This window comes from Pectobacterium betavasculorum, assembly GCF_000749845.1.
In the GTDB taxonomy this organism is placed as follows: Bacteria; Pseudomonadota; Gammaproteobacteria; order Enterobacterales; family Enterobacteriaceae; genus Pectobacterium; species Pectobacterium betavasculorum.
Map to the genome: position 1 here is coordinate 92,180 of NZ_JQHM01000005.1, position 20,729 is coordinate 112,908.

A 20,729-nucleotide genomic window follows, 5' to 3' on the forward strand; every position below is an offset into this window, starting at 1 on the left:
GAGGCAAGGATGCGCGAAACGCTAAGCGGGCAGCCGCTTAACGTGGTGATTTGCGGGGCCGGTAAAACCGGCCATCTCACCACGGTACTGTTTAAGCAACGGCCGGACGTCAAAGTGACACTACTCGGCAGCCATCCCCGTCTGCCGGAAGCCTACCAGCAGCACGGTAAACGGCTACACGCGCTGCTGCCGGATGGCGAAACGCTGACCGCCACGCCGGACTGCGTGACCTGCGACCCTGCGGAAGCCTGCCGCGACGCCGACGTCGTGATTATCACCGTTCCGGCCAACTTCCGCGCCGATCTTCTGGCGCGAATTGTTCCCCATTTGCCCACCGATAAGCCGGTCTATGTTGGTGCGATCCCCGGTTTTTGCGGTTTTGACTGGCTGGCCGAACGTGAACTGGCTGCGCGGCCGAATGCGGTGATTTGGGGAATGAAGGACGTCGCGCACATTGCGTTTGATTTAGTGCCAGGCCAGTCGATCAAGATGGGCGGCGAAAAGGCCACACTGTATGTCGCCACCCATCGGCGCGAAACCGCTACAAGCCAGCAGGCGCTGATGGCGCTGCTGCAACGGCTCTATTCTGCGCCCGTGGTGTTGTTGCCGGATTATCTGGAGATTACGCTGACACCAGGTAATCCGATTATGCACAGTGCGGTGATTTATGGCCTGATCGGCCCTTACGGTCAGTGGCATGCTCGATCGTTCCCACAATCGCTGTGCTGGTGGAATGATTGCCCTGAACTGGGGGCGTATTATCTGGAACGTATGGATGAAGAGAATCAGCGGCTGTGTGCGGCGCTGGAGACGCGGCTCGGTGTGCGGCTGAATTCGGTATTGCCGCTCAAGCAGGAGATTATCGATGCCTATGGCGATCAGATTGCTGATGCGCACACGATGCTCTCCGTGTTGCGTACCAATCAGGCCTACCACGGCATCGGTCTGCCGTTGCGAAAGCATAACGCTGGCGGGTACGTATTTGATACTCAGCACCGCGTGTTTCAGGAGGATATCGCCTACGGCCTGAGCCTGTTAGTGACCCTTGCGGAGAATGTAGCGGTTAGCGTTCCGTACATTGAGGAAGTTTATCGGTGGTGCAGCGATTACATGGGGGTATCCACACAGGATCGACCCGACTATTTCCCGCCGCACGGGTTGAGATGATGGGGGGAACTGATGACAGTGGTTGAATTAAGACAGGATGACACCGTGGGACCAGAAGGAATTGACGCATGCGCTTGACCGGACAGGTCGCGTTCATCATCCACTTTATGTTTGTCGTACAACTGGTGGCGATGGGGGCGATGGAGATGAGCGGGCCGTTTTGGCCGCTGCATCTGGAAAGTATGTCGTCCGGTGCGGAACTGAGTATCGCGGGGATTGCGGTATACATTGGGCCGATGCTGGGCATTATGCTGACCAGCGCCTTCTGGGGACGGATGGGCGATCGCATGGGCAACAAAGCCATGATGATTCGTGCGCTGTTCGGGCTGGCGTTGACCCAGCTCGGACTAGCGTGGGCAAATGATATCTGGACGATAGTCGCGCTGCGTTTTATTCAGGGGGCCTGTGCGGGTTATATTGCGCCCGCGCAGGCGTATGGTGTCGCGGTGGTCAGTCCGTTACAGCGCACGCGGCTGTTTGCCTGGCTTCAGGTTTCCACCAACGTGGGATCGCTGCTAGGGGCGATTGTCGGCGGGCTGATTCTCGATTATCTGAACTTCTTCTGGATCAACCTGAGTGCGGCGATCCTCTGCGCGCTGTGCGGCATCACCGTGGCGCTGTTCCTGCCGCATGTTACCCCCGTGACCCCTGCCGCTCCGACCGAAGAGGCGCAAGCAAAAGACATTCCCCGCAGACGGCTCTGGGCGCTGTCGCCGATTCCCGGCCTGTTGCTGATTTCTGGCCTGTTGCTGACCAGCCGTATGATCCCGCAAACGCCGTTTTCCCTCTACATGGACGGCTTCTTTCAGGTGGATAAGTGGGTTATCGGCCTGTGCTATGGCTTGCAGGCGACCGGCGTGATTGTCTCTGCGTCATTGTGGGCGCGCTATTTTGAAAACCTCTCGCTGTCGCAGACGCTGAGCCGCCTGTGTGTGGTCATGCTGGCCTGCGCCATCGTGACATTGACCGCTGCCATGATGCTAAATATTGCGATTTTCATCCCGCTTTATTTCCTGTGGGGTGTGCTGCTTGGGGCTACCACGCCGGTTCTGATGGCGCTAATTTCGCGTGCGGCGGGTGCAGGGCAGCAGGGTTATATACTCGGCGTGGCGCAAAGCGTCAGCCAATTTGCCTCGATTCTTGGCATTTCTTTGGGCGGATTAGTGCTCTATTCCCCCGGACTACGTTCGCTATTCTTCTGCGTTGGCGCCGCGTATCTGGTGACCTTCCTGGTTGCTCTGATGCTGCTACGACATCTGCGGATACAGGCGGAAAAACATGACTCTCTCTCGACGAAGGGAAATATCGAAAATGTTTAATCGTTGGAAGCGGCAGTGTCGCCGTCCGTTATTCCTGAGTGCACTGCTGATGGCATTCCTGTCGCCGCTGGTGGGACAGGCGGCGCAAACGTCAACCGTCGTCAAGGATGTGTTGGGGCGCGAAGTGAGAGTCAACACGCCGGTGCAGCGTGTGATGCTGGGTGAAGGGCGGCAGCTTTATCTGGTCGCTATGCTCGACAAAGAAGATCCGGCGAAAAGAATTGTCGCCTGGCGGCGCGATCTGATTCAGTCCGATCCGGCAACGTGGCACCAGTATCGCGATCGTTTTCCTCAACTGGCAACGATCCCGACGTTTGACGGCACCGAGAAAGGCACGTTTGACGTAGAACAAGCGGTGTCGCTGAAGCCGGACGTCATCATTATGAACATTGAGGCGCAGCGGGCGATTGTCGATGCGGGTTATGACCGGATATTGGACAGTGTCGGTATCCCGATCGTCTACGTTGATTTCCGCTATCACCCGCTGGAAAACACCGCGCCAACCATGCGTCTGCTCGGCACGCTGTTTAATCAGGAAGCACGGGCCGAAGCGTTTCTTGCATTCCGCGAGGCGCAGCTAAAACGCGTTTCCGACGTGCTGGCGGCGAAATACCCGCGTTCTCCGCGCGTGTTCATTGAGCGACTGGGTGGCTACACCGATGAGTGCTGCCTGACGTTTGGCCGGGATAACTTCGGTAAATTTGCGCAACTGGCCGGTGGCGACAACGTAGCAGCGAAAAATGCGCCGAATACGTTTATGCAAATGCATCCTGAACAGGTGATTGTGGAAAACCCCGAGATCGTGGTGATCACCAGCGGCAACTTTGAAGCCTTCGTACCTGGCGGCCGCTGGATTGGGTTAGGGCCGGGGCAGGATAGGGCGGAAGGGCGCAAGCGGCTTGAATGGTTTCTCGGGCGTCCGGCCTATACCAATACTATCGCCAAACAGCAACGGGCGTTCCATGCTATCTGGCATCAGTTTTACAACGGCCCCTATGATTTCATCGCGATTCAGCAACTGGCGGAGTGGTTTCACCCAGACTTATTCCGCGATCTCAACGCGGATGATACCTTCCGCCAGCTTCATCAGCAGTTTTTACCGGTTGATTACCAGCCGGGCTACTTCGTCAGTCTTGCGCCATAAATGAGAGGCCGCGCCGGCGTCATGTCGGCGCTGCGCGTGACCGTTACGTCAGGAGGTGGAGAATGTTTGACAGTATGACCTACCACATTGCCCTTACACCCGTGCAGTTCCTGTTGCCCTCGGAAAATATCGATATGTCGAACGTGGAATGTTTGATGGAGGATATTTGTCGCTGTGGTTGCTGGACAACGCCTGTGCCGATAGAGAGAGAAACGGGGATTATCATGGACGGCAACCATCGGTTACGTGCGGCCACCGAGCTGGGATTAAAGCATATCCCGTGTGCGCTACTTGATTATGAAGATCCCCGCGTGTCCGTTTACCACTGGAAGACTGGGCAGCCTTTTTGCAAGAATCTGATCATGCAGACGATTGTGACGCAAAAGAGCCTGTTTCCCTACAAAACGACGCGTCACCTTTTCCAGCCTGCTCTGCCCTCGGTGAGTGTTGTGCTTGATGAGCTCATGCGCTAATCACCTCTTGCGTTAAGCGCTTCACGCTGTCGCCCTGAATCCGGGCGGCAATACCCTTCCGCTTCTCTTTTCGCCAGCTTTTGCCACCACCGTGCCTTTTTATTGGCGACGGCGTTACTATAGTCTTCGTAAACAACAGTCTTCGTAAACAACAATCTTCGTAAACGGCGATCTTCGCTAACCGTAATCTTCGTAAATCGCCGATGATTTTATGACTGACAGCACAGGAAATGATTGATTACACGAATTTTAATATGCTTTGTAACAATTTTGCCTAGAATGTATACCAGAAACGACTGTCAGTAATTCGTGTGTTTCTGAACAATAGCAGCGTCGGCGCTATTACGCCTTTGGAGAAAGAGAATGCAAGAAAACTATAAAATTCTGGTTGTAGATGACGACATGCGTTTGCGCGCGCTGTTAGAGCGTTATCTGACTGAACAGGGTTTTCAGGTACGTAGCGTAGCCAATGCTGAACAGATGGACCGTTTACTGACCCGTGAATCCTTTCACCTCATGGTGCTGGATCTCATGCTGCCGGGCGAGGATGGGCTGTCCATCTGCCGTCGTTTGCGTAGCCAAAGCAACCCGATGCCGATCATTATGGTGACGGCGAAAGGGGAAGAGGTGGACCGTATCGTTGGGCTGGAAATTGGCGCGGACGATTATATTCCTAAACCTTTCAACCCGCGTGAACTGCTGGCTCGCATCCGTGCGGTGCTGCGTCGCCAGGCAAATGAACTGCCGGGCGCGCCATCGCAGGAAGAAGCGATTATTGCGTTTGGCAAGTTCAAGCTGAATCTGGGCACGCGCGAAATGTTCCGCGATGATGAACCGATGCCGTTAACCAGCGGTGAATTTGCCGTGCTTAAGGCACTGGTAAGCCACCCGCGTGAGCCGCTGTCTCGCGATAAGTTGATGAATCTGGCGCGAGGTCGTGAATACAGTGCGATGGAGCGTTCCATCGACGTACAAATTTCTCGTCTGCGCCGCATGGTGGAAGAGGATCCGGCGCACCCGCGCTATATCCAGACCGTGTGGGGTCTTGGCTACGTGTTTGTCCCGGACGGCAGTAAGGCATGATGCAATGGCGCTTTTCTCCGCGCAGCTCATTTGCACGGACGTTGCTACTGATTGTCACGTTATTGTTTGTCAGTTTGGTCACCACCTATCTGGTGGTGCTCAACTTCGCTATTCTGCCGAGTTTGCAGCAGTTTAATAAGGTGCTGGCATACGAAGTAAGAATGCTGATGACGGACAGTCTGCAACTGGAAGATGGCTCTACGCTTGAGGTGCCACCTGCGTTCCGGCGTGAGATTTACCGCGAATTGGGTATATCGCTATACACCAACGCAGCGGCGGAGGAAAGCGGCCTGCGTTGGGCGCAGCACTATAAATTTCTGAGTGATCAGATGGCGCAGCAGCTGGGCGGCCCGACAGAAGTGCGGGTTGAAGTCAGCAAAAACACGCCGGTAGTGTGGCTGAAAACCTGGCTGTCACCAGACATCTGGGTGCGCGTTCCCCTCACTGAAATTCATCAGGGCGATTTCTCGCCGCTTTTCCGCTATACGCTGGCGATTATGTTGCTGGTGATTGGTGGCGCGTGGCTATTTATTCGGGTACAAAACCGGCCGTTGGTTGAGCTGGAACACGCAGCTTTACAGGTCGGTAAAGGCATAATTCCTCCGCCGCTGCGGGAATATGGCGCGTCTGAAGTCCGCTCCGTGACCCGCGCTTTTAACCAGATGGCCTCCGGCGTGAAGCTGCTGGCTGATGATCGTACGCTGCTGATGGCGGGCGTCAGTCATGACCTACGTACGCCGCTGACGCGCATTCGTCTGGCGACTGAAATGATGGGCAAGGAAGATGACTATCTGGCGGAGTCGATCAATAAGGACATTGAAGAGTGTAATGCGATTATTGAGCAGTTCCTCGACTACCTGCGTACTGGTCAGGAAATGCAGATGGAGGTCGCCGAGCTGAACGCCATTATGGGTGAAGTGGTAGCCTCGGAGAGCGGCTATGAGCGTCAGATTGACAGCGAATTTGCTACCGGTGAACTGCTGGTGCGCATCAGCTCGCTCTCGATAAAACGTGCGGCGCTGAATTTGGTCGTGAATGCGGCGCGTTACGGTAACGGCTGGATCAAAGTTAGTACCGGACGTGAGCTACAGCGCGTGTGGTTCCAGGTAGAAGATGACGGAGAAGGCATCGCGCCCGACCAATTACAGCACCTGTTTCAACCATTTGTTCGCGGCGACAGCGCACGAACCACCAGCGGAACAGGGCTCGGCTTGGCGATTGTGCAGCGTATTATCGATGCGCACGATGGCGTGCTGGATGTCGGCACCAGCGAACGCGGTGGGCTTTGTGTCCGCGCGTATTTGCCGCTGCTATCGGACGTCGCGGTAGCCGATAACGGTGCTGCAAAAGAGTCATAAGCCTAATGCCGATCGTTTAAGAACCGAGATACACGGAGCGACCACGGGGCGAGGTGTCCCTGCGGGAACCTCATCCCCGTGTTTCTCCTAAAATGAGGCTTAGGCTACCAGCGTTAGTCATAAGCATCTTCTTAAGTTCTACAATAGCAAAAGGCGCGGAATCCGCGCCTTTTTTACATACATTTGCTGGCGAACGGTTTACCGCTTAGGTCCTGCTTTCACCAGCGCGGCACCTGCTGGTGCATCGGTGTATTTATCGAAGTTGGTGATAAAGCGTTGGGCCAGATCGTCCGCTTTTTCCTGCCACTGTTCGACGCTCGCATAGGTATCACGTGGGTCGAGAATGTCAGGGTTGACGCCGGGAAGCGAGGTCGGGATCGCCAAATCGAAGACCGGCAGCGTCTGCATTTCTGCATCATCAATGCTGCCATTCAGAATGGCGTCAATAATCCCTCGTGTATCCTTGATTGAGATACGTTTGCCGCTGCCGTTCCAGCCGGTGTTCACCAGATAGGCCTGCGCACCTGATGCTTTCATTCGTTTCACCAGTACTTCAGCGTACTGCGTTGGGTGCAGCATCAGGAATGCTGCACCAAAGCAGGCGGAAAAGGTTGGTGTCGGCTCCGTCACGCCGCGCTCAGTTCCCGCTAGTTTGGCCGTAAAACCGGACAGGAAGTGATACTGCGTTTGATCGGATGTCAGGCGAGAAACGGGTGGCAACACGCCGAATGCGTCCGCCGTCAGGAAGATCACTTTGGTCGCGTGACCCGCTTTGGAGACCGGTTTAACGATGTTGTGAATGTGGTAGATCGGGTAAGAGACGCGGGTATTCTCCGTTTTGGAACCGTCGTTGAAGTCCACTGCGCCGTCTGCCAGCACCGTAACGTTTTCCAGCAGTGCATCGCGTTTGATGGCACCGTAGATATCCGGTTCTGCTTCCTTAGACAGCTTGATGGTTTTAGCATAGCAGCCGCCTTCAAAGTTGAAGACGCCGTCATCGTCCCAGCCGTGCTCGTCATCGCCAATCAACTGGCGTTTCGGATCGGTAGAAAGTGTGGTTTTACCCGTACCTGACAGGCCGAAGAAGACCGCCACATCGCCTTTTTCGCCGACGTTTGCCGAGCAGTGCATTGAAGCGATGCCTTTCAGCGGCAGCAGGTAGTTCATGATGGAGAACATCCCTTTCTTCATTTCGCCACCGTACCAGGTGCCGCCAATCAGTTGGATGCGCTCCGTCAGGTTGAACGCGACAAAGTTCTCAGAGTTCAGGCCTTGTTCCTGCCAGTTCGGATTAGTGCATTTTGCACCGTTCATCACGATGAAATCCGGTTCAAAACCTTCCAGCTCTTCATCGCTCGGACGAATGAACATATTTTTGACGAAATGCGCCTGCCAGGCCACTTCCGTCACGAAACGTACGCTAAGGCGGCTGTCTGGGTTGGCACCGCAGAAGGCATCGATGATGAACAACCGTTTGCCGGACAACTGCGTGGTGACGAGTTCTTTCAGGTGCGTCCAGGTTTCCTGACTCAATGGGTGGTTATCGTTCTTACCTTTGCCCTGATCGGACCACCACACGGTGTCGCGGGTAACGTCATCGCGCACGATGTATTTATCTTTTGGGGAGCGGCCGGTAAAGATGCCGGTATCGACGGCGACGGCACCCAGTTGGGTTTCGATGCCGCGTTCATAGCCTTGTAGAGTAGGGGAGCGTTCTTCTTTAAAAAGCAGTTCATAGCTGGGATTGTAGACAATATCGCGGACATCATGGATTCCATAAGCAGCCAGGGTTTGCGGGGTAATACCGTTGATCTGCATGTTGCTACTCCTCAAGTTATAGTCGTACTACTAAACATTGTAGGGAGTGAGCTTATTTTAACCGCGATAGCAATCATAAAATTAAATAAATTCATTAATAACTTTGCTTATTCATGGTGTTTGAAAAATAACCACCACGGTTTATAGTTGAAATAATAAGCATAATAAAACGGGTGCTTTCGCACCCGTTAAAAAGATTAATGCAACAGATTTCCTGATGAATCGTGCCGGATCGCGCGGATATCCAGCGAGTTAAATAGGTAGTGAGTGCCACAATAATCACAGTGCATATCGATTTCACCGTCCTGCTCGATCATCTCATTCACTTCCTGATCGGACAGCGTCATTAATGCATCTGCGCAGCGATCGCGTGAGCAGTGACACTGGAACTCGACATCTTGTGGTTCATACACGGTAACCTCTTCCTGATGGTAAAGGCGGTACAACACCTCGTTGGCAGGTAGGGTAAATAGCTCTTCGGCTTTGACCGTCGTGGTGAGCTGGGTCAGATGATCAAAATCATTCCGGTCGGCATCTTGCGCAGGCAGTACCTGTAGCAGCATGCCTGCGGCTACCGGATTGCCTTCGTGCTGTCCGGTACGGATAAACAGCCGCGTTGGTAACTGTTCGGACTGCTGAAAATAACTTTCCAGACATTCAGCAACGGTTTCACCATCTAAACCAACGACGCCTTGATAGCGCTCGCCGTCAGTCGGCGTAATGGTAATGACCAGATAGCCATTGCCAACCATTTCTTTCAGTGAACTCCCCGGTACGATATCCCCTTGCAGACGGGCAACGCCGCGCATCTGCTGCTGATGGTTACCGTTAATCACTGCCAGCTTCAGCGGGCCATCGCCCTGAAGCTGAACGGTAATATCGCCGCTGAATTTCAGCGTTGCCGTCAGCAGGCTGGTCGCAACCAGCATTTCGCCCAGCAGGGTTTGCACCGCAGCCGGGTAGTCGTGGTTGGTCAAAATACGTTGATAAGTCTCGTTAACTGTCACCAATTCGCCACGGACAGCATAATTCTCAAACAGATAACGATGTAGTTGGTCGTGAGCCATGATATTTTTCTCGTCGTAGTGCGGCGGCTAGGAGTGCGGCGATTGCCGAGTCTTCTCTATTGTCAGCCGTTTGATGACCAACAAATGAAGCTCAGCGCGTTAGTCCTTATCGCTGTATTTAAATTTAATCAGATCGCGTCGCTCTTTTTTATCAGGGCGGCGATCGGGGTGTGGCATCGTTAGCGCATTCATTTTTCGCGCCTGCGCCACCTTTTCTCGTTTCTCAATGCTTGCCGTCGTTTCCTGATAGAGCGCCTGCGCCTCTGTCGCACTTCTGCGCTGACCGCTGACAGACAAAATGATGATGGTGCGTTCATCATTCCCTTGACGCAGTTTAATCTCGGCATTCAGCTCGACCTGTTTGCTCGGCTTACCGCGTTGACCGTTATAATGTACTTTGCCGCCGTCAATCATCTCGCGAGCCATCGCTCGGGTTTTATAGAAACGGGCGGCCCAGAGCCATTTATCCAGACGAACGGCATTGTCAGTCTGCTCGGTAACTTTCGCCATAAATCCCCCTGATTACTCTAATGCCGATCGTTTAAGGATCGCGTTACGGGGGCGACCACGGCACGAGGCATCCCTGCGGGAACCTCATCACCGTGTTTCCCCCATCAGGCCACCTGCATTACTCTGCGTTAACGGAGTGGCGCAGGGCTGGTAGCAGCGCAAGATAGTCGTTCATTGACGGATGTTGCAGGAATGCCTTTTCCTGCTGGCCGGAGTCTGGATTACGTACACCCAGACAGTAATGGATACCAAAGGTTTTCGCGGCATCCAGAATCGGCTCGCTGTCATCCACGAATAACGTTCTGGCAGGGTCAAAACCGGTTTGCTGTTGGACGGCCTGCCACAAGCGCTGATTCTCTTTCGGATACCCATAAGTATGGGTGGAAAGCAATAAATCAAGATGCTGATCCAGCCCGGTATGTTCGATTTTTACCGCCAGGCTGTGTGGATGAGCGTTGGTCAGCAGAATCGTCTCTTTACCGCACTCGCGCAACGCCGTCAAAAACGGCGTGGTGTCATCGCGCAACCGGGCTCGGGTGCCACTATCCGTCGTCATTTGATAGATATCCAGATCGAGACGTTCTGACCAGTAATCGAAGCAATACCAGTTTAGCGTGTGCTGCACCGCCTGATACTCTTGCTTGATAAGCTGGTGTGCCTGCTCAAGGCTGATACTGCGTTTTTCACTAAGCGATTGCGGCACCAGTTGAAGCCAGAAATAGCTATCAAATGCCAGATCGAGCAGCGTGCCATCCATATCCAGTATCACGGTGTCGATGTCGTGCCAGTTAACGTAGGGATTCATAACGACTCCAGATGTCGCGTCGTGCCATACGAGGTGATGAAGCAGGAGACGCGTAATGCAATAGTGACAATAGGGACGAGGAACCGATCCCACTAGGTTAGCATAACCGCAGAGAGGGCTCGATGCCGTTAGCGGGGAAGCTGGGGGCGAGTCTCTGGGAACGAATTCGTCATCATGTTGAAACGTGAGGCGTAATAGTGCTGAATGTCGGTAACCCGTTTCTGGTGTTTACGCATTTTAATGCCGGTCAGAATAGCATTTATGATAAACGTCGCGGAAAAGAGCAGCAGCAGCAGGCAACTGCCGAGATAGCGCCAGACGGTAATAACATCGGGTTCGCTGTGCAGGCTGATGTGCTTAGTCCCGTTGGCATCGGTATTGAGCTGAGTGATGACGCCCGTGGCATTGAACGGCGTATGCAACAGCATGGCTGAAAGCCGCTGGAGTTCCTGCCACTGATCCGATGGACGATATTCATTGAGCGGCATCGGGGGGAGCGGATGGTTAACGAACTGCCGACCTTCGTCGCTGCGAATTAGGAATCCACCAGGAGGCGGGCTGTTTAGCGATTCAGCCGCGTTGTTGATTTCCTGATAAAAGAATTGATCGGTAGAACTGTTGACCAATGACTCCAGTGTTTCTGCACTGACGGCGGGCAGCACGACATTCATGCCTTTTAGCTTGCCGGAATCGGCGTCTTTTACCAGCGTATTCCAATTCTTGACGTCGCTCAGATTCACCAGCGCATTTTTTAGGCGAGAGCAATCGTTTTCCTGTTGACACAAATCTTGTGTTCTCAGAACGACATCCGCGAAGTTCTTCATCAAAATCAGCCCTGATTTCTGGATCGTGGACGCTAACTGAGAATTGACCTGACCTTCTTTTTCCGCTTGCGGATGGAGTTGACTGTTGACCGAGTTTAGCAAGGTGGAGGCTTTTTCAATTGTCTCCGATTCTGGCAACGGCAACGGCGCGGCTTTGTTCCAGTAAATGGCGGAGCAATCGAAAGGGCTGAACGCGTAGGAAGATGGTGTGGAGACCGGATGAATCCCGGCGGGCACATAGCACATGCCGCTACCGCGAACAGCCAGCGTGTCACCAATACGTAGCTGAGCTTTTTCCAGATCGCTGACTTGTGTGACTTCAATGCGCTGTGCGCCTTGAAGCCAGGCCAAACTGAGTTTTAACGGCAGTTCAAGCTGAACGTTAGTGACAAGCAAAATCAGGCTGAGCAGTGAACCCGCGGCCAGCAGCAGATTCCTGCTCCACCGCTGTAACGGGAAATTTTTCACCTCATCATGCAGCGAAAGGTACTCTCCCTGACGAATCACCTGGCGGTTGAGGTAGATATCTACGTCCGTTTTTCGCCCAAGCTCCTGCGTGATATAGGGCTGCCAATGGGGCGGATAGATCAGATCGATATTGCCAAGAGATATATTACCAAGTGGCCCCTGATTGGATTCGCCAAACAGCCCCAAGCCTTGCGGTGTGCCGTGGAGGCAATGCACGTCCCGCAATTCTTGGGAGGAAGGTGACCGGAAAAGCTGCCACAGACTCCACACTGCTAACAATGATGCGGTGCCTATCAGCCAGGGAAGCAGGGCAATTGGGCTATTCAGGCTGATGAACAGGAGCAGAAAAGACAGGCAGAGCATGGCCGTTTCTTTCAACCCTGTGGAGTGATGGATTGCGTGTTCTTCACGTGTTTCTTTGCGGATGGTAACCAACTCCGCATGCTCATTGTCTTCCTGACGGATGGAGGCGTTTGGTACAGGTATTTCAGCCGGTAGCGGAGCCAGCGAACGATCGTCAAGGCACTCGGTTAGCGAATGTCCGTTCAGAGAAATAACCAGCGGGATCGAGCGCGTTTTAATCAGTTCGACGGTGTTATTTTCGGTGATGAACTGTTCCCAATTAGGGGGAAGGTGGATTTCTTGTGTATCGATATAATAGCGCCACTTATTCTGAACATCGGTGCTCAGGCCGTAGCGTGTAATCGTATGGGTGATGGGATAAACCCGATTGCTTTGCAGGGAACGCGGTAGTCTTGGCTGTGCATTGGGAGTATCAAGCGGCGTGGTTTGCTGACTGTTTTCTTGAGTCAGATAACGCTCAACGGCAATCCGTTCATCTTCAGTTAACCGACGGGGAAGTGATTGCGAAACGGGTAATGGTGGAGCGGACAGGAAACGGCGTCGCATACGGTAGCCGACAAGACCTCCGATCACGATCAGACAGGCAAGCAATATCGCCAATATGGTAAATATTGTGCTCATGTCATCTCCATCCCAAAACGCTCAGCTCCTTGTTCTCGTCGGAGTTTAACAAAATTATACAATCGATGATAACCCGTATGGCATTGTTTTCTTAGATTAATAACGCAATTGTGAGTGGAGTTCATTGCATAAGGTGATGATAGTAACAAGCAAAAATCACCTCTTGAATGAGGATAATCCTATTTTTTTTAAGTTATTGACTTTTGTCGGTGGCTTCTCATACAGCATGTATCTTACATGTTGCTCACACGTAAATTCATGGTCACGATAGTTGCAGCGAAGGTGACTGTTAACGCACAATGTGAACAGAATCAAAAAAGAATATTTACGATCTCTTCTTAATTCAACAGCATTCCGTATTCAGGTTACGGTAAAAGTAACCTCATCTGCGCGTTGGGCTAAGGTGCCGTTCTGGTCGTAACTCTCTGGGGGCATCAATGAGTCATAACCTGCAAAAACCTAAAATCCTCAAGGTGGAAACGATAGCGCATTCGCGCTTGTTCAACGTGGAATCCGTCGATCTTGAATTTAGCAACGGGGTACGCCGGGTTTATGAACGGATGCGTTCAAGCGGCCGACAGGCGGTGATGATCGTCCCGATCATTGATGATGAACTGCTGTTGATCCGTGAATACGCCGTCGGTATTGAAGAATACGAACTGGGATTCCCCAAAGGGCTAATCGATCCCGGCGAAACGGTCTTTGAAGCCGCTAACCGTGAATTGATGGAAGAAGTTGGTTTTGGAGCAGAAAAGCTGGAATTGCTGGCGACGTTAACCATGGCACCTTCCTATTTTTCCAGCCAGATGAATATTGTCGTGGCGCACGGGCTGTACCCAAAGAGCCTGGAAGGTGATGAACCTGAGCCCATGCCGCAAGTCCGCTGGTCAGTGGATAACATGATGTCGCTGCTGCAAGAGCCTGATTTCCGTGAAGCACGTAATGTCAGTGCACTGTTTCTGGCCCACGACTGGCTGCGTCGTACACCTCGCTAATTTTTATCGTATCGGAAATAACCAAAAAAAGAAGGTGCCACGTTGGGCACCTTCTTTGTCTTTGCGTTACGGCATGATACGCCGACTAGAATAGCTCTTCGCTTTGTCCGTTATCCATTAGCGTGGTGCCGACTTCATGCACTTCATATTCTTTCGGCTGTGTACCGTCAATGAAGTATTCGGAACGGCTGTTCCCACCACCGTTAGACAGCTTACCGCTGCTGCGGTCAATAACCACGCTAACGATACCGGGCGGTGGCGTCAGAGGTTGCTCTGGTACGCCATCCAGCGCGGCTTTCATGAAATCATCCCATGCAGGCTGCGCTGATTTCGCACCGCCCTCGTAGCCGGAGATCTGATCTTTAATGGCACCAGATGCGCTGCTGGCACCCAGATCTCGGCGATGATCGTCGAAGCCGATCCAGACTGAAGTCACCAGATTCGGGCCATAGCCGGAGAACCAGGCGTCTTTAGAACTGTTTGTTGTACCGGTTTTGCCGCCGATATCTCGACGTTTCAAATCACGACCCGCGCGCCAGCCTGTACCCATCCAACCCGGTTCGCCAAAGACGTTGCTGTTCATCGCGTCTTTAATCAGGAAGGACAGCGGCGTATTGATAACATGCGGTGCATAAGGTTGCGCAGCGCTCTGCTGTGCGGCTTCTGGTGTAACAGGCTCCAGCTCTGGCTGTGGCAGACCTAACGGTGGTGCTTCGTTTGACGTAGCAACATCTTCAACGTTAGTGGTTGCCAACACTGGTGAGCGTGGCGTGTCACCGTAGACCAGCGGCAGATTACAGGTATCGCAGACTACTTTTGGCGTCGCGGTAAAGACCGTACCGCTCATTTCGTTCTCTATCTTGCTAATCAGATAGGGATCGACCAGATAGCCGCCGTTTGCCATGACAGCATAACCGCGTACGACCTGTAGCGGCGTAAACGAGGCGGCACCCAGCGCCAGCGATTCGGTATGGACGATATTCTGTGCCGGGAAACCGAAGCGTTGCAGGTACTCCGCCGCATAGTCCACACCCATCGCACGCATGGCGCGAACCATCACCACGTTTTTGGATTGGCCTAGTCCCTGACGCAAGCGTATCGGACCGTCATAGGTTGCCGGGGAGTTTTTCGGCCGCCAGTCAGATCCTGCACCAGCATCCCAACGAGTGATCGGGACATCGTTCAGAATCGTTGCCAGCGTTAAACCTTTGTCCATTGCCGCAGTGTAGAGGAAAGGTTTGATGTTGGAACCAATCTGACGCAGTGCCTGTGTCGCGCGGTTGAACTTGCTGTGGTTAAAATCAAAGCCGCCAACCAGCGCTTCTATGGCACCATTTTTCGGGTTGAGCGAGACGATAGCGGAGTTGACGTCCGGCACCTGTGCCAGCCACCAGCCATCGTTCACTTTACGTACCCAAACCTGCTGGCCTGCCTGCACAACGTCTGTGACGCGCTTCGGTGTTGGCCCTTGTTGCGTATCGGAACGGTATGCGCGTGCCCAGCGCATACCCGCCATCGGCAAGGCAATATTGCTGCCATCAGACAGGATAGCAATCGCGTTGTCTGCCGTTGTGCTGGTGACGATGGCTGGATAGAGCGGGCCGTAGACCGGCAACGCTTTCAGGGCGGCAATCATCTTCGCCTGATCCCAAACACCTTCCCCCACTTTCCACAGCACTTTGCTCGGGCCGCGATAACCGTGGCGCATGTCATAGGCGAGGATGTTGTTACGCAATGCATCCTGTGCAGCGGTTTGCAATTTTTTGGTGACAGTTGTGTAGACCTTATAACCGTCGTTATAAGCATCTTCGCCGTAGCGTTTGACCATCTCCTGTCGTGCCATTTCTGCGACATATGGCGCGGAGAACGAAATTTTAGGCGCGTGGTAATTCGCGACCAGCTTTTCGTTACGTGCCGCATCGTATTGCGACGGTGTGATGTAGTTTTCATCCTTCATACGCGCAAGTACTACGTTGCGGCGCGCAACGGCGCGATCGTAGGAATAGAGCGGGTTGAACGTCGATGGAGCCTTCGGCAGACCGGCGATCATCGCCATTTCGCTCAGCGTTAACTGGTCAACAGGGCGGCCAAAGTAAACCTGTGCCGCTGCGCCAACCCCATAGGCGCGATAGCCGAGGTAAATCTTGTTCAGGTAGAGCTCAAGGATTTCATCCTTGGTCAGCAATTGCTCAATACGGATAGCCAGAAACACTTCCTTGATCTTACGAATCAGGGTGCGTTCTGGGCTCAGGAAGAAGTTCCTGGCGAGCTGTTGCGTAATGGTACTCGCCCCTTGGGAGGCGTGACCAGACGTGAGTGCGATAGACGCGGCGCGGATAATCCCGACGGGATCGACACCGTGGTGCTCATAGAAGCGGCTATCTTCGGTCGCGATAAAGGCATGTACCAGTTCAGGGGGAACCTGATCCAATTTGAGCGGGATACGGCGTTTTTCACCAAACTGAGCGATCAGCTCGCCATCGGCGCTGTAGACCTGCATCGGCGTTTGCAGCCGAACGTCTTTCAGCGCGGCGACATCGGGCAGTTGGGGTTCGATATAGCGGTACAAACCATATATCGAGGCAGCTCCCAGCAGAATGCAAGAGACTGCAAGGATGAATAGATATTTTACGAACTTCACCTGGGATTTTCCATTCAGTAGCGTTTGAACAGTTTATAAACAATCGGGCGCTAGTATAAAGATAACCCAGCACTGTGGATACGTTTATTGGATAAGGAAATCGGGTTGAACATGGCTTATCACATCTGGCGGGTTGGAGTAGATATACAAAACGGCTTCATGCGTGCACTAGCGGTTCAGCGTCGCCGCTATGGCTGGCAGCTTCGTCACTGGTGGCAATATCCGCTACCAGACGACACCTTGCGCACGGGTAGTCTACACCATACTGAGGCACTTTGTGAGGTCTTGCGAACATGGCGTCGTTTGCTGCCTGGACACATTTCGCTACGGGTAGGGTTCCCTGCTCAACTGACTTTGCAACAGCATCTCCCTATGCCCGACCAGCGTTTACAGGAGCCGGAGCGTAGCTTCTATATTGAAACTCTAGCGGCTCGTAAGCTACCGATCGGCAGCGAATCACTGGCGATAGACTATCGGGAAGACCCGCAGATGCAGGGTTCGCTGCTGGTGACGGCTGCGCGTCGGCAGGAGATTGATAATTGGTTAACGTGCTTGAATAACGCGGGATTGCGGCCTGATGTTCTTGAGGTGTCAACGTGTGCGCTCAGACTGATGGCGCAGCAGGCAGGGCTTGAGTCTAATCGCCTGTTTCTGCATCGCCTATTGGATAGCTGGCTATGGGTATCCCCGCTTAACCACGCTTTCCACTCAGGCGTGATACACCTTGATGAACTGAATGATGAGGCCGATATCTTATCGCTTGTAAGCACTCGCTATCAGCATGACGTCGAGGAAATAGCCTATTACTCTAGCGTCTCGCCCGATTTGCCCTACCATCTGACCGACGTACTACAACCGTGGTCGCCATTAACGGTGTTTAACCACATGCAGCCGCCGCTGCCGAGCTTCCCTTCGGCTTTTGCGATAGCGGGTGGGCTGGCATTGCGCCCAGAGGATGCCTGACTATGCTGCTAATTAATCTTTTACCCTGGCGTAAAACTCAGATGCGTCAGCGCGCTCGTTGTTGGTTAGTGTTGCTTTGGCTCCAGACGGGGTTGATGTTCTGCCTTATCGCGGCGGTGTATCTACTTTGGCAGCACAGACAGCAACGTGCGCAAGATGTACTCAATGCTGAGGTGGCTCAGCAGCAGCAACTGACGACGTTGTATCAACAGACCCATCAGGCGCGAGAAACGTTACGTCGATATCAGGTGCAAGAACGTGCCGAGGCGATAGTCCAGCATGACAATCGTCGTAACTTCCATCTGTTAGACCAGCTTGCTGGCATGATGCCTGCACGTCTGTGGCTGACGGAACTAACCGATCGCGGATCGCATCTGCTGCTGTCCGGTGTAAGCGAAAACTATCACGATATCATCATGCTACAGCATGCATTATTGCGCCATGTGTCAGTCGAACGTGTGCAGTTGCTGTATACGTCCCGAGAGCGCGGTGCGAATACTGGGCTGCGCTTTTCCTTTCAGGCCGACTGGCGCGGTAGCAGCGTTTCCTCAGCGGGGGGAAACCATGATTAATCACGCGATCGTCATTGATGTCGTGCTGAACTGGCCGAGGCTCATCAATAAGCCGTTATGGCAGCAGCTCGTTATTCAATTGACGTTTGTTGCCGCTGCCGGATTGCTATCAGGCTGGTTTCTCGTCGGTGAAGTTTGGAAAACTGCTATTGGTATAGAAGTACAAACCGTTCAGGCGCGCTTGGATATACAGGAAGTGCAACAAAAACTAGACGCGATGCCGCCGTTATCGGTGTTACGTACGCAATTAGCGGAGAGGACCGCGCAAGCCGCACCTTTTCAGCCCGACGGGCTGGCACAGCTTATCGTCGAGCCTTTGTCACAAGCCGGTGCTTCTTTGCTGTCCTGGCAGCCCGCTTTGCCTCACGCAGGTGAGCCTCCTCAGGAACGTTGGCAATTGGCATTTAGCGCCGATTACACGAGTGTGTTGCAGGTGCTTCGTGAGTTGACGGCGTTACCTTATGTACTGCGAATTGCGCAACTTACTGTAAAGGCCGATATCGTCCAAACGGAGCCATCATTAGGAATGCCTCGGTTACAGGTTGAGCTATCGCTAATCAGGCCAGAGGGTGCGCCATGAGTCATATCACGCTTTGTATTGTATTGATGTTGCTCTTCTTGCCACATAGCGTGCAGGCAGAACGCGCAGAACGCGCAGAACGCATAGACCCTTTTCATCCTTTGGCTACTGCGCGTTGTTTACCTTCAGCGACATTTCCACCGTGGCAGCTAAAAGGCGTGATTGGCTCTGGCGATCGTTGGATTGGTTGGTTAGCGCAGCCAGAGGCTGTGGGGTGGCTCCGGCTGGCAAGTGGCGAGACGATCCCGCCAGGAAACTGGCTGGTCAGTCAACTGGACAAATCAGGAGCCAAACTGGTTCCGACGGCGGGTGAGGCAGGCTGTGACGGCTTGCCTGATAAGCTGCTGCTGGCTTCTCCGTTTATCAATAGGCCAGTGGGATAGATGAAGCCTCTCTGGCGACACTTTGTTTTGAAAGCCGTTTTTTGACAATTATTTTTTGATAACGGCTATTTTTTGATAACAGCGTATCTCGATAACAAGGAAGGTTATGAATATAAGGATGTTATGTCGGGTGGTGGCGTGGAGCTGTCTTTTGCTTCTCAGCGTGCCGTGTCAGGCCAGTGCGGAGAGTCCGGTATCGATAGCGTTTGAAGATTCACCGATATCGCGCGTGTTACAGGCATTAGCCGATCACCAGCAGCTCAATGTGGTAATTGCGCCAGGCGTGACGGGGAATCTCAGTTTAAGGCTGGCAGATATTCCCTGGCAGCAGGCGTTGGATATTGTTTTACGCATGGGGAAGCTCAGCGTAGAGCGCAATGGCAATGTGCTGCTGGTTTTCCCTGCTGATCACCTTAACGCCTTGCAGAAAGAACGGGACGAACATGCGGCGGAGCTGGCGCAGAAATTACCGCTACATAATCTTGCTGTGGCCTTGCAGTATGCTGATGCCACGGAAGTGGCGGCCAGCGTTCAGGCACAACATGGGACGCTGCTTTCTACGCGCGGCAGCGTAACCGTGGATAAACGGACAAATACCCTGTTGATTCGCGATACGGAAGAGGCTATGGCACAGCTCGAACCGTGGGTGAAAGCGCTCGACCTACCGTTAGCGCAGGTACAACTGGCGGCACATATTGTCACTATCAGCAGTGAACACTTGCAGGCGCTGGGTGTTAGCTGGGGGCTGGGTGAAGGGGGCGCGGCGAACAAAGCGCTCAGGCTGAATAATTTTAATGTTGGTCTGCCAGTGGATACGCCAGCGATCAATGCCGGGTTCCATCTGGCGCGGTTGAATGGACGCCTGCTGGATCTGGAGTTAATGGCGCTGGAACAGGAAAGCCAGGTCGAAATTATCGCCAGTCCCCGTCTGTTTACCGCACATCAGCAAACTGCCAGCATTAAACAAGGCACGGAAATTCCCTATCAGGTCTCCAGCGGTGCCAGCGGATCGACGTCTATCGAATTCAAAGAGGCGGTATTAGGCATGGAAGTCACACCTGACATTCTGCGTGCCGGACGTATTACGCTGAACCTGAAAATCAGCCAAAACATGCCGGGACAGACGATTAAGCAAGGTGATAACGGCGAGGCGTTAGCGATCGATAAACAGGAAATCCAAACTCAGGTGACGGTTGCTGACGGCGAAACCATCGTATTAGGCGGTATTTTCCAGCAGCAAAAGAAAAACACCGACCGGCAGGTGCCAATATTGGGTGAGGTTCCCGTATTTGGTCATCTGTTCAGAAACCATACTCAACAGCATACGCGTCGAGAATTGGTCATTTTCATTACACCGACGCTGATCCCCGCATCATTATGAGTAAACCCAGTCTGGCTCTGATGTTATACGGTAGTTTCTTCTCGGACAGGGAGCAATATTTTGTCACGTTAGGCGCTTATGCGTTTGACGCTGCGGCGGATTTAGCTTACAAGGGTTAGCGAATTGAGCACTGAAGTGTTGTTCCACCGAAAATGTCGATAAAACATACTACATTGGCCACCTGAGGTCGGTGT

At 53.2% G+C, this 20,729-nt stretch carries 19 protein-coding genes; 12 read left to right on the top strand and 7 right to left on the bottom strand.

Annotated elements, in window-relative coordinates; all coding sequences use genetic code 11:
- Window positions 1-9 precede the first annotated feature (9 nt).
- The 4 genes from KP22_RS13370 (at window position 10) to KP22_RS13385 (ending at window position 4,103) form a co-directional block, all read left to right on the top strand.
- Window positions 10-1,167, top strand: a complete 1,158-nt coding sequence (locus tag KP22_RS13370) for an NAD/NADP octopine/nopaline dehydrogenase family protein (RefSeq protein ID WP_039324705.1) — start codon at window positions 10-12, stop codon at window positions 1,165-1,167.
- Between the two features lie 68 nt (window positions 1,168-1,235).
- Window positions 1,236-2,486, top strand: coding sequence for an MFS transporter (locus KP22_RS13375; protein WP_039324707.1), 1,251 nt, complete (start codon window positions 1,236-1,238; stop codon window positions 2,484-2,486).
- Window positions 2,479-3,630 carry an ABC transporter substrate-binding protein gene (locus KP22_RS13380; RefSeq protein WP_039324709.1) on the top strand — a complete coding sequence of 384 codons (1,152 nt, stop codon included), beginning with the start codon at window positions 2,479-2,481 and terminating at the stop codon, window positions 3,628-3,630. Before KP22_RS13375 ends, KP22_RS13380 begins: the two co-directional genes overlap by 8 nt.
- Window positions 3,631-3,692: 62 nt before the next feature.
- Complete coding sequence (locus tag KP22_RS13385; RefSeq protein ID WP_039304857.1) at window positions 3,693-4,103, top strand: ParB N-terminal domain-containing protein; 411 nt, start codon at window positions 3,693-3,695, stop codon at window positions 4,101-4,103.
- On the opposite strand, the gene KP22_RS22440 is transcribed toward KP22_RS13385, so the two are convergent.
- Entirely contained in the window at window positions 4,100-4,255 is a 156-nt protein-coding gene (locus KP22_RS22440) for a hypothetical protein (protein ID WP_156107278.1), read from the bottom strand. The genes KP22_RS13385 and KP22_RS22440 overlap by 4 nt on opposite strands.
- A 211-nt stretch (window positions 4,256-4,466) precedes the next feature.
- Here KP22_RS22440 and ompR point away from each other — a divergent pair, with 211 nt between their 5' ends.
- Window positions 4,467-5,186 carry an osmolarity response regulator transcription factor OmpR gene (ompR, locus tag KP22_RS13390; protein WP_005969424.1) on the top strand — a complete coding sequence of 240 codons (720 nt, stop codon included), beginning with the start codon at window positions 4,467-4,469 and terminating at the stop codon, window positions 5,184-5,186.
- Window positions 5,183-6,544: a two-component system sensor histidine kinase EnvZ gene (gene envZ / locus KP22_RS13395; RefSeq protein ID WP_039324711.1), complete on the top strand. Its 1,362-nt coding sequence runs from the start codon at window positions 5,183-5,185 to the stop codon at window positions 6,542-6,544. The genes ompR and envZ overlap by 4 nt, the downstream gene beginning before the upstream one ends.
- Window positions 6,545-6,742: 198 nt before the next feature.
- On the opposite strand, the gene pckA is transcribed toward envZ, so the two are convergent.
- From pckA to KP22_RS13420, 5 genes are all read right to left on the bottom strand, one after another.
- Window positions 6,743-8,362 (bottom strand): phosphoenolpyruvate carboxykinase (ATP), encoded by a 1,620-nt coding sequence (pckA, locus tag KP22_RS13400; RefSeq protein WP_039304850.1) that lies wholly within the window; start codon window positions 8,360-8,362, stop codon window positions 6,743-6,745.
- A gap of 197 nt (window positions 8,363-8,559) precedes the next feature.
- The gene (gene hslO / locus KP22_RS13405; RefSeq protein ID WP_039304847.1) at window positions 8,560-9,429 is read right to left on the bottom strand and encodes an Hsp33 family molecular chaperone HslO; all 870 of its coding nucleotides are present in this window, start codon (window positions 9,427-9,429) and stop codon (window positions 8,560-8,562) included.
- A 99-nt stretch (window positions 9,430-9,528) separates the two neighbouring features.
- Window positions 9,529-9,939, bottom strand: a complete 411-nt coding sequence (hslR, locus tag KP22_RS13410; protein WP_039324713.1) for a ribosome-associated heat shock protein Hsp15 — start codon at window positions 9,937-9,939, stop codon at window positions 9,529-9,531.
- 118 nt (window positions 9,940-10,057) lie between these two features.
- On the bottom strand, window positions 10,058-10,744 hold the full coding sequence (gene yrfG / locus KP22_RS13415) for a GMP/IMP nucleotidase (RefSeq protein ID WP_039324715.1): 687 nt from the start codon (window positions 10,742-10,744) through the stop codon (window positions 10,058-10,060).
- Window positions 10,745-10,872: 128 nt separating this feature from the next.
- Window positions 10,873-13,020, bottom strand: coding sequence for an intracellular growth attenuator family protein (locus KP22_RS13420; protein ID WP_039324717.1), 2,148 nt, complete (start codon window positions 13,018-13,020; stop codon window positions 10,873-10,875).
- A gap of 437 nt (window positions 13,021-13,457) precedes the next feature.
- Here KP22_RS13420 and nudE point away from each other — a divergent pair, with 437 nt between their 5' ends.
- Complete coding sequence (gene nudE, locus KP22_RS13425; RefSeq protein WP_039304835.1) at window positions 13,458-14,015, top strand: ADP compounds hydrolase NudE; 558 nt, start codon at window positions 13,458-13,460, stop codon at window positions 14,013-14,015.
- An 85-nt stretch (window positions 14,016-14,100) separates the two neighbouring features.
- Here nudE and mrcA read toward each other — a convergent pair whose 3' ends face one another.
- The gene (gene mrcA / locus KP22_RS13430; protein ID WP_039304832.1) at window positions 14,101-16,656 is read right to left on the bottom strand and encodes a peptidoglycan glycosyltransferase/peptidoglycan DD-transpeptidase MrcA; all 2,556 of its coding nucleotides are present in this window, start codon (window positions 16,654-16,656) and stop codon (window positions 14,101-14,103) included.
- A 111-nt stretch (window positions 16,657-16,767) separates the two neighbouring features.
- On the opposite strand from mrcA, the gene pilM reads away from it, so the two are divergent.
- The 5 genes from pilM to hofQ all read left to right on the top strand — a co-directional run bounded on the left by pilM (window position 16,768) and on the right by hofQ (window position 20,535).
- The gene (gene pilM, locus KP22_RS13435; RefSeq protein WP_039324719.1) at window positions 16,768-17,619 is read left to right on the top strand and encodes a type IV pilus biogenesis protein PilM; all 852 of its coding nucleotides are present in this window, start codon (window positions 16,768-16,770) and stop codon (window positions 17,617-17,619) included.
- A 2-nt stretch (window positions 17,620-17,621) separates the two neighbouring features.
- Window positions 17,622-18,191 (top strand): PilN domain-containing protein, encoded by a 570-nt coding sequence (locus KP22_RS13440; protein ID WP_039324721.1) that lies wholly within the window; start codon window positions 17,622-17,624, stop codon window positions 18,189-18,191.
- Window positions 18,184-18,771, top strand: coding sequence for a hypothetical protein (locus KP22_RS13445; protein ID WP_039324723.1), 588 nt, complete (start codon window positions 18,184-18,186; stop codon window positions 18,769-18,771). The genes KP22_RS13440 and KP22_RS13445 overlap by 8 nt, the downstream gene beginning before the upstream one ends.
- The gene (locus tag KP22_RS13450; protein WP_039324725.1) at window positions 18,768-19,154 is read left to right on the top strand and encodes a DNA utilization family protein; all 387 of its coding nucleotides are present in this window, start codon (window positions 18,768-18,770) and stop codon (window positions 19,152-19,154) included. The genes KP22_RS13445 and KP22_RS13450 overlap by 4 nt, the downstream gene beginning before the upstream one ends.
- 106 nt (window positions 19,155-19,260) lie before the next feature.
- A complete protein-coding gene (gene hofQ, locus KP22_RS13455) occupies window positions 19,261-20,535 on the top strand; it encodes a DNA uptake porin HofQ (RefSeq protein ID WP_081923403.1) in 1,275 nt (424 codons plus the stop codon).
- Window positions 20,536-20,729: the final 194 nt, after the last annotated feature.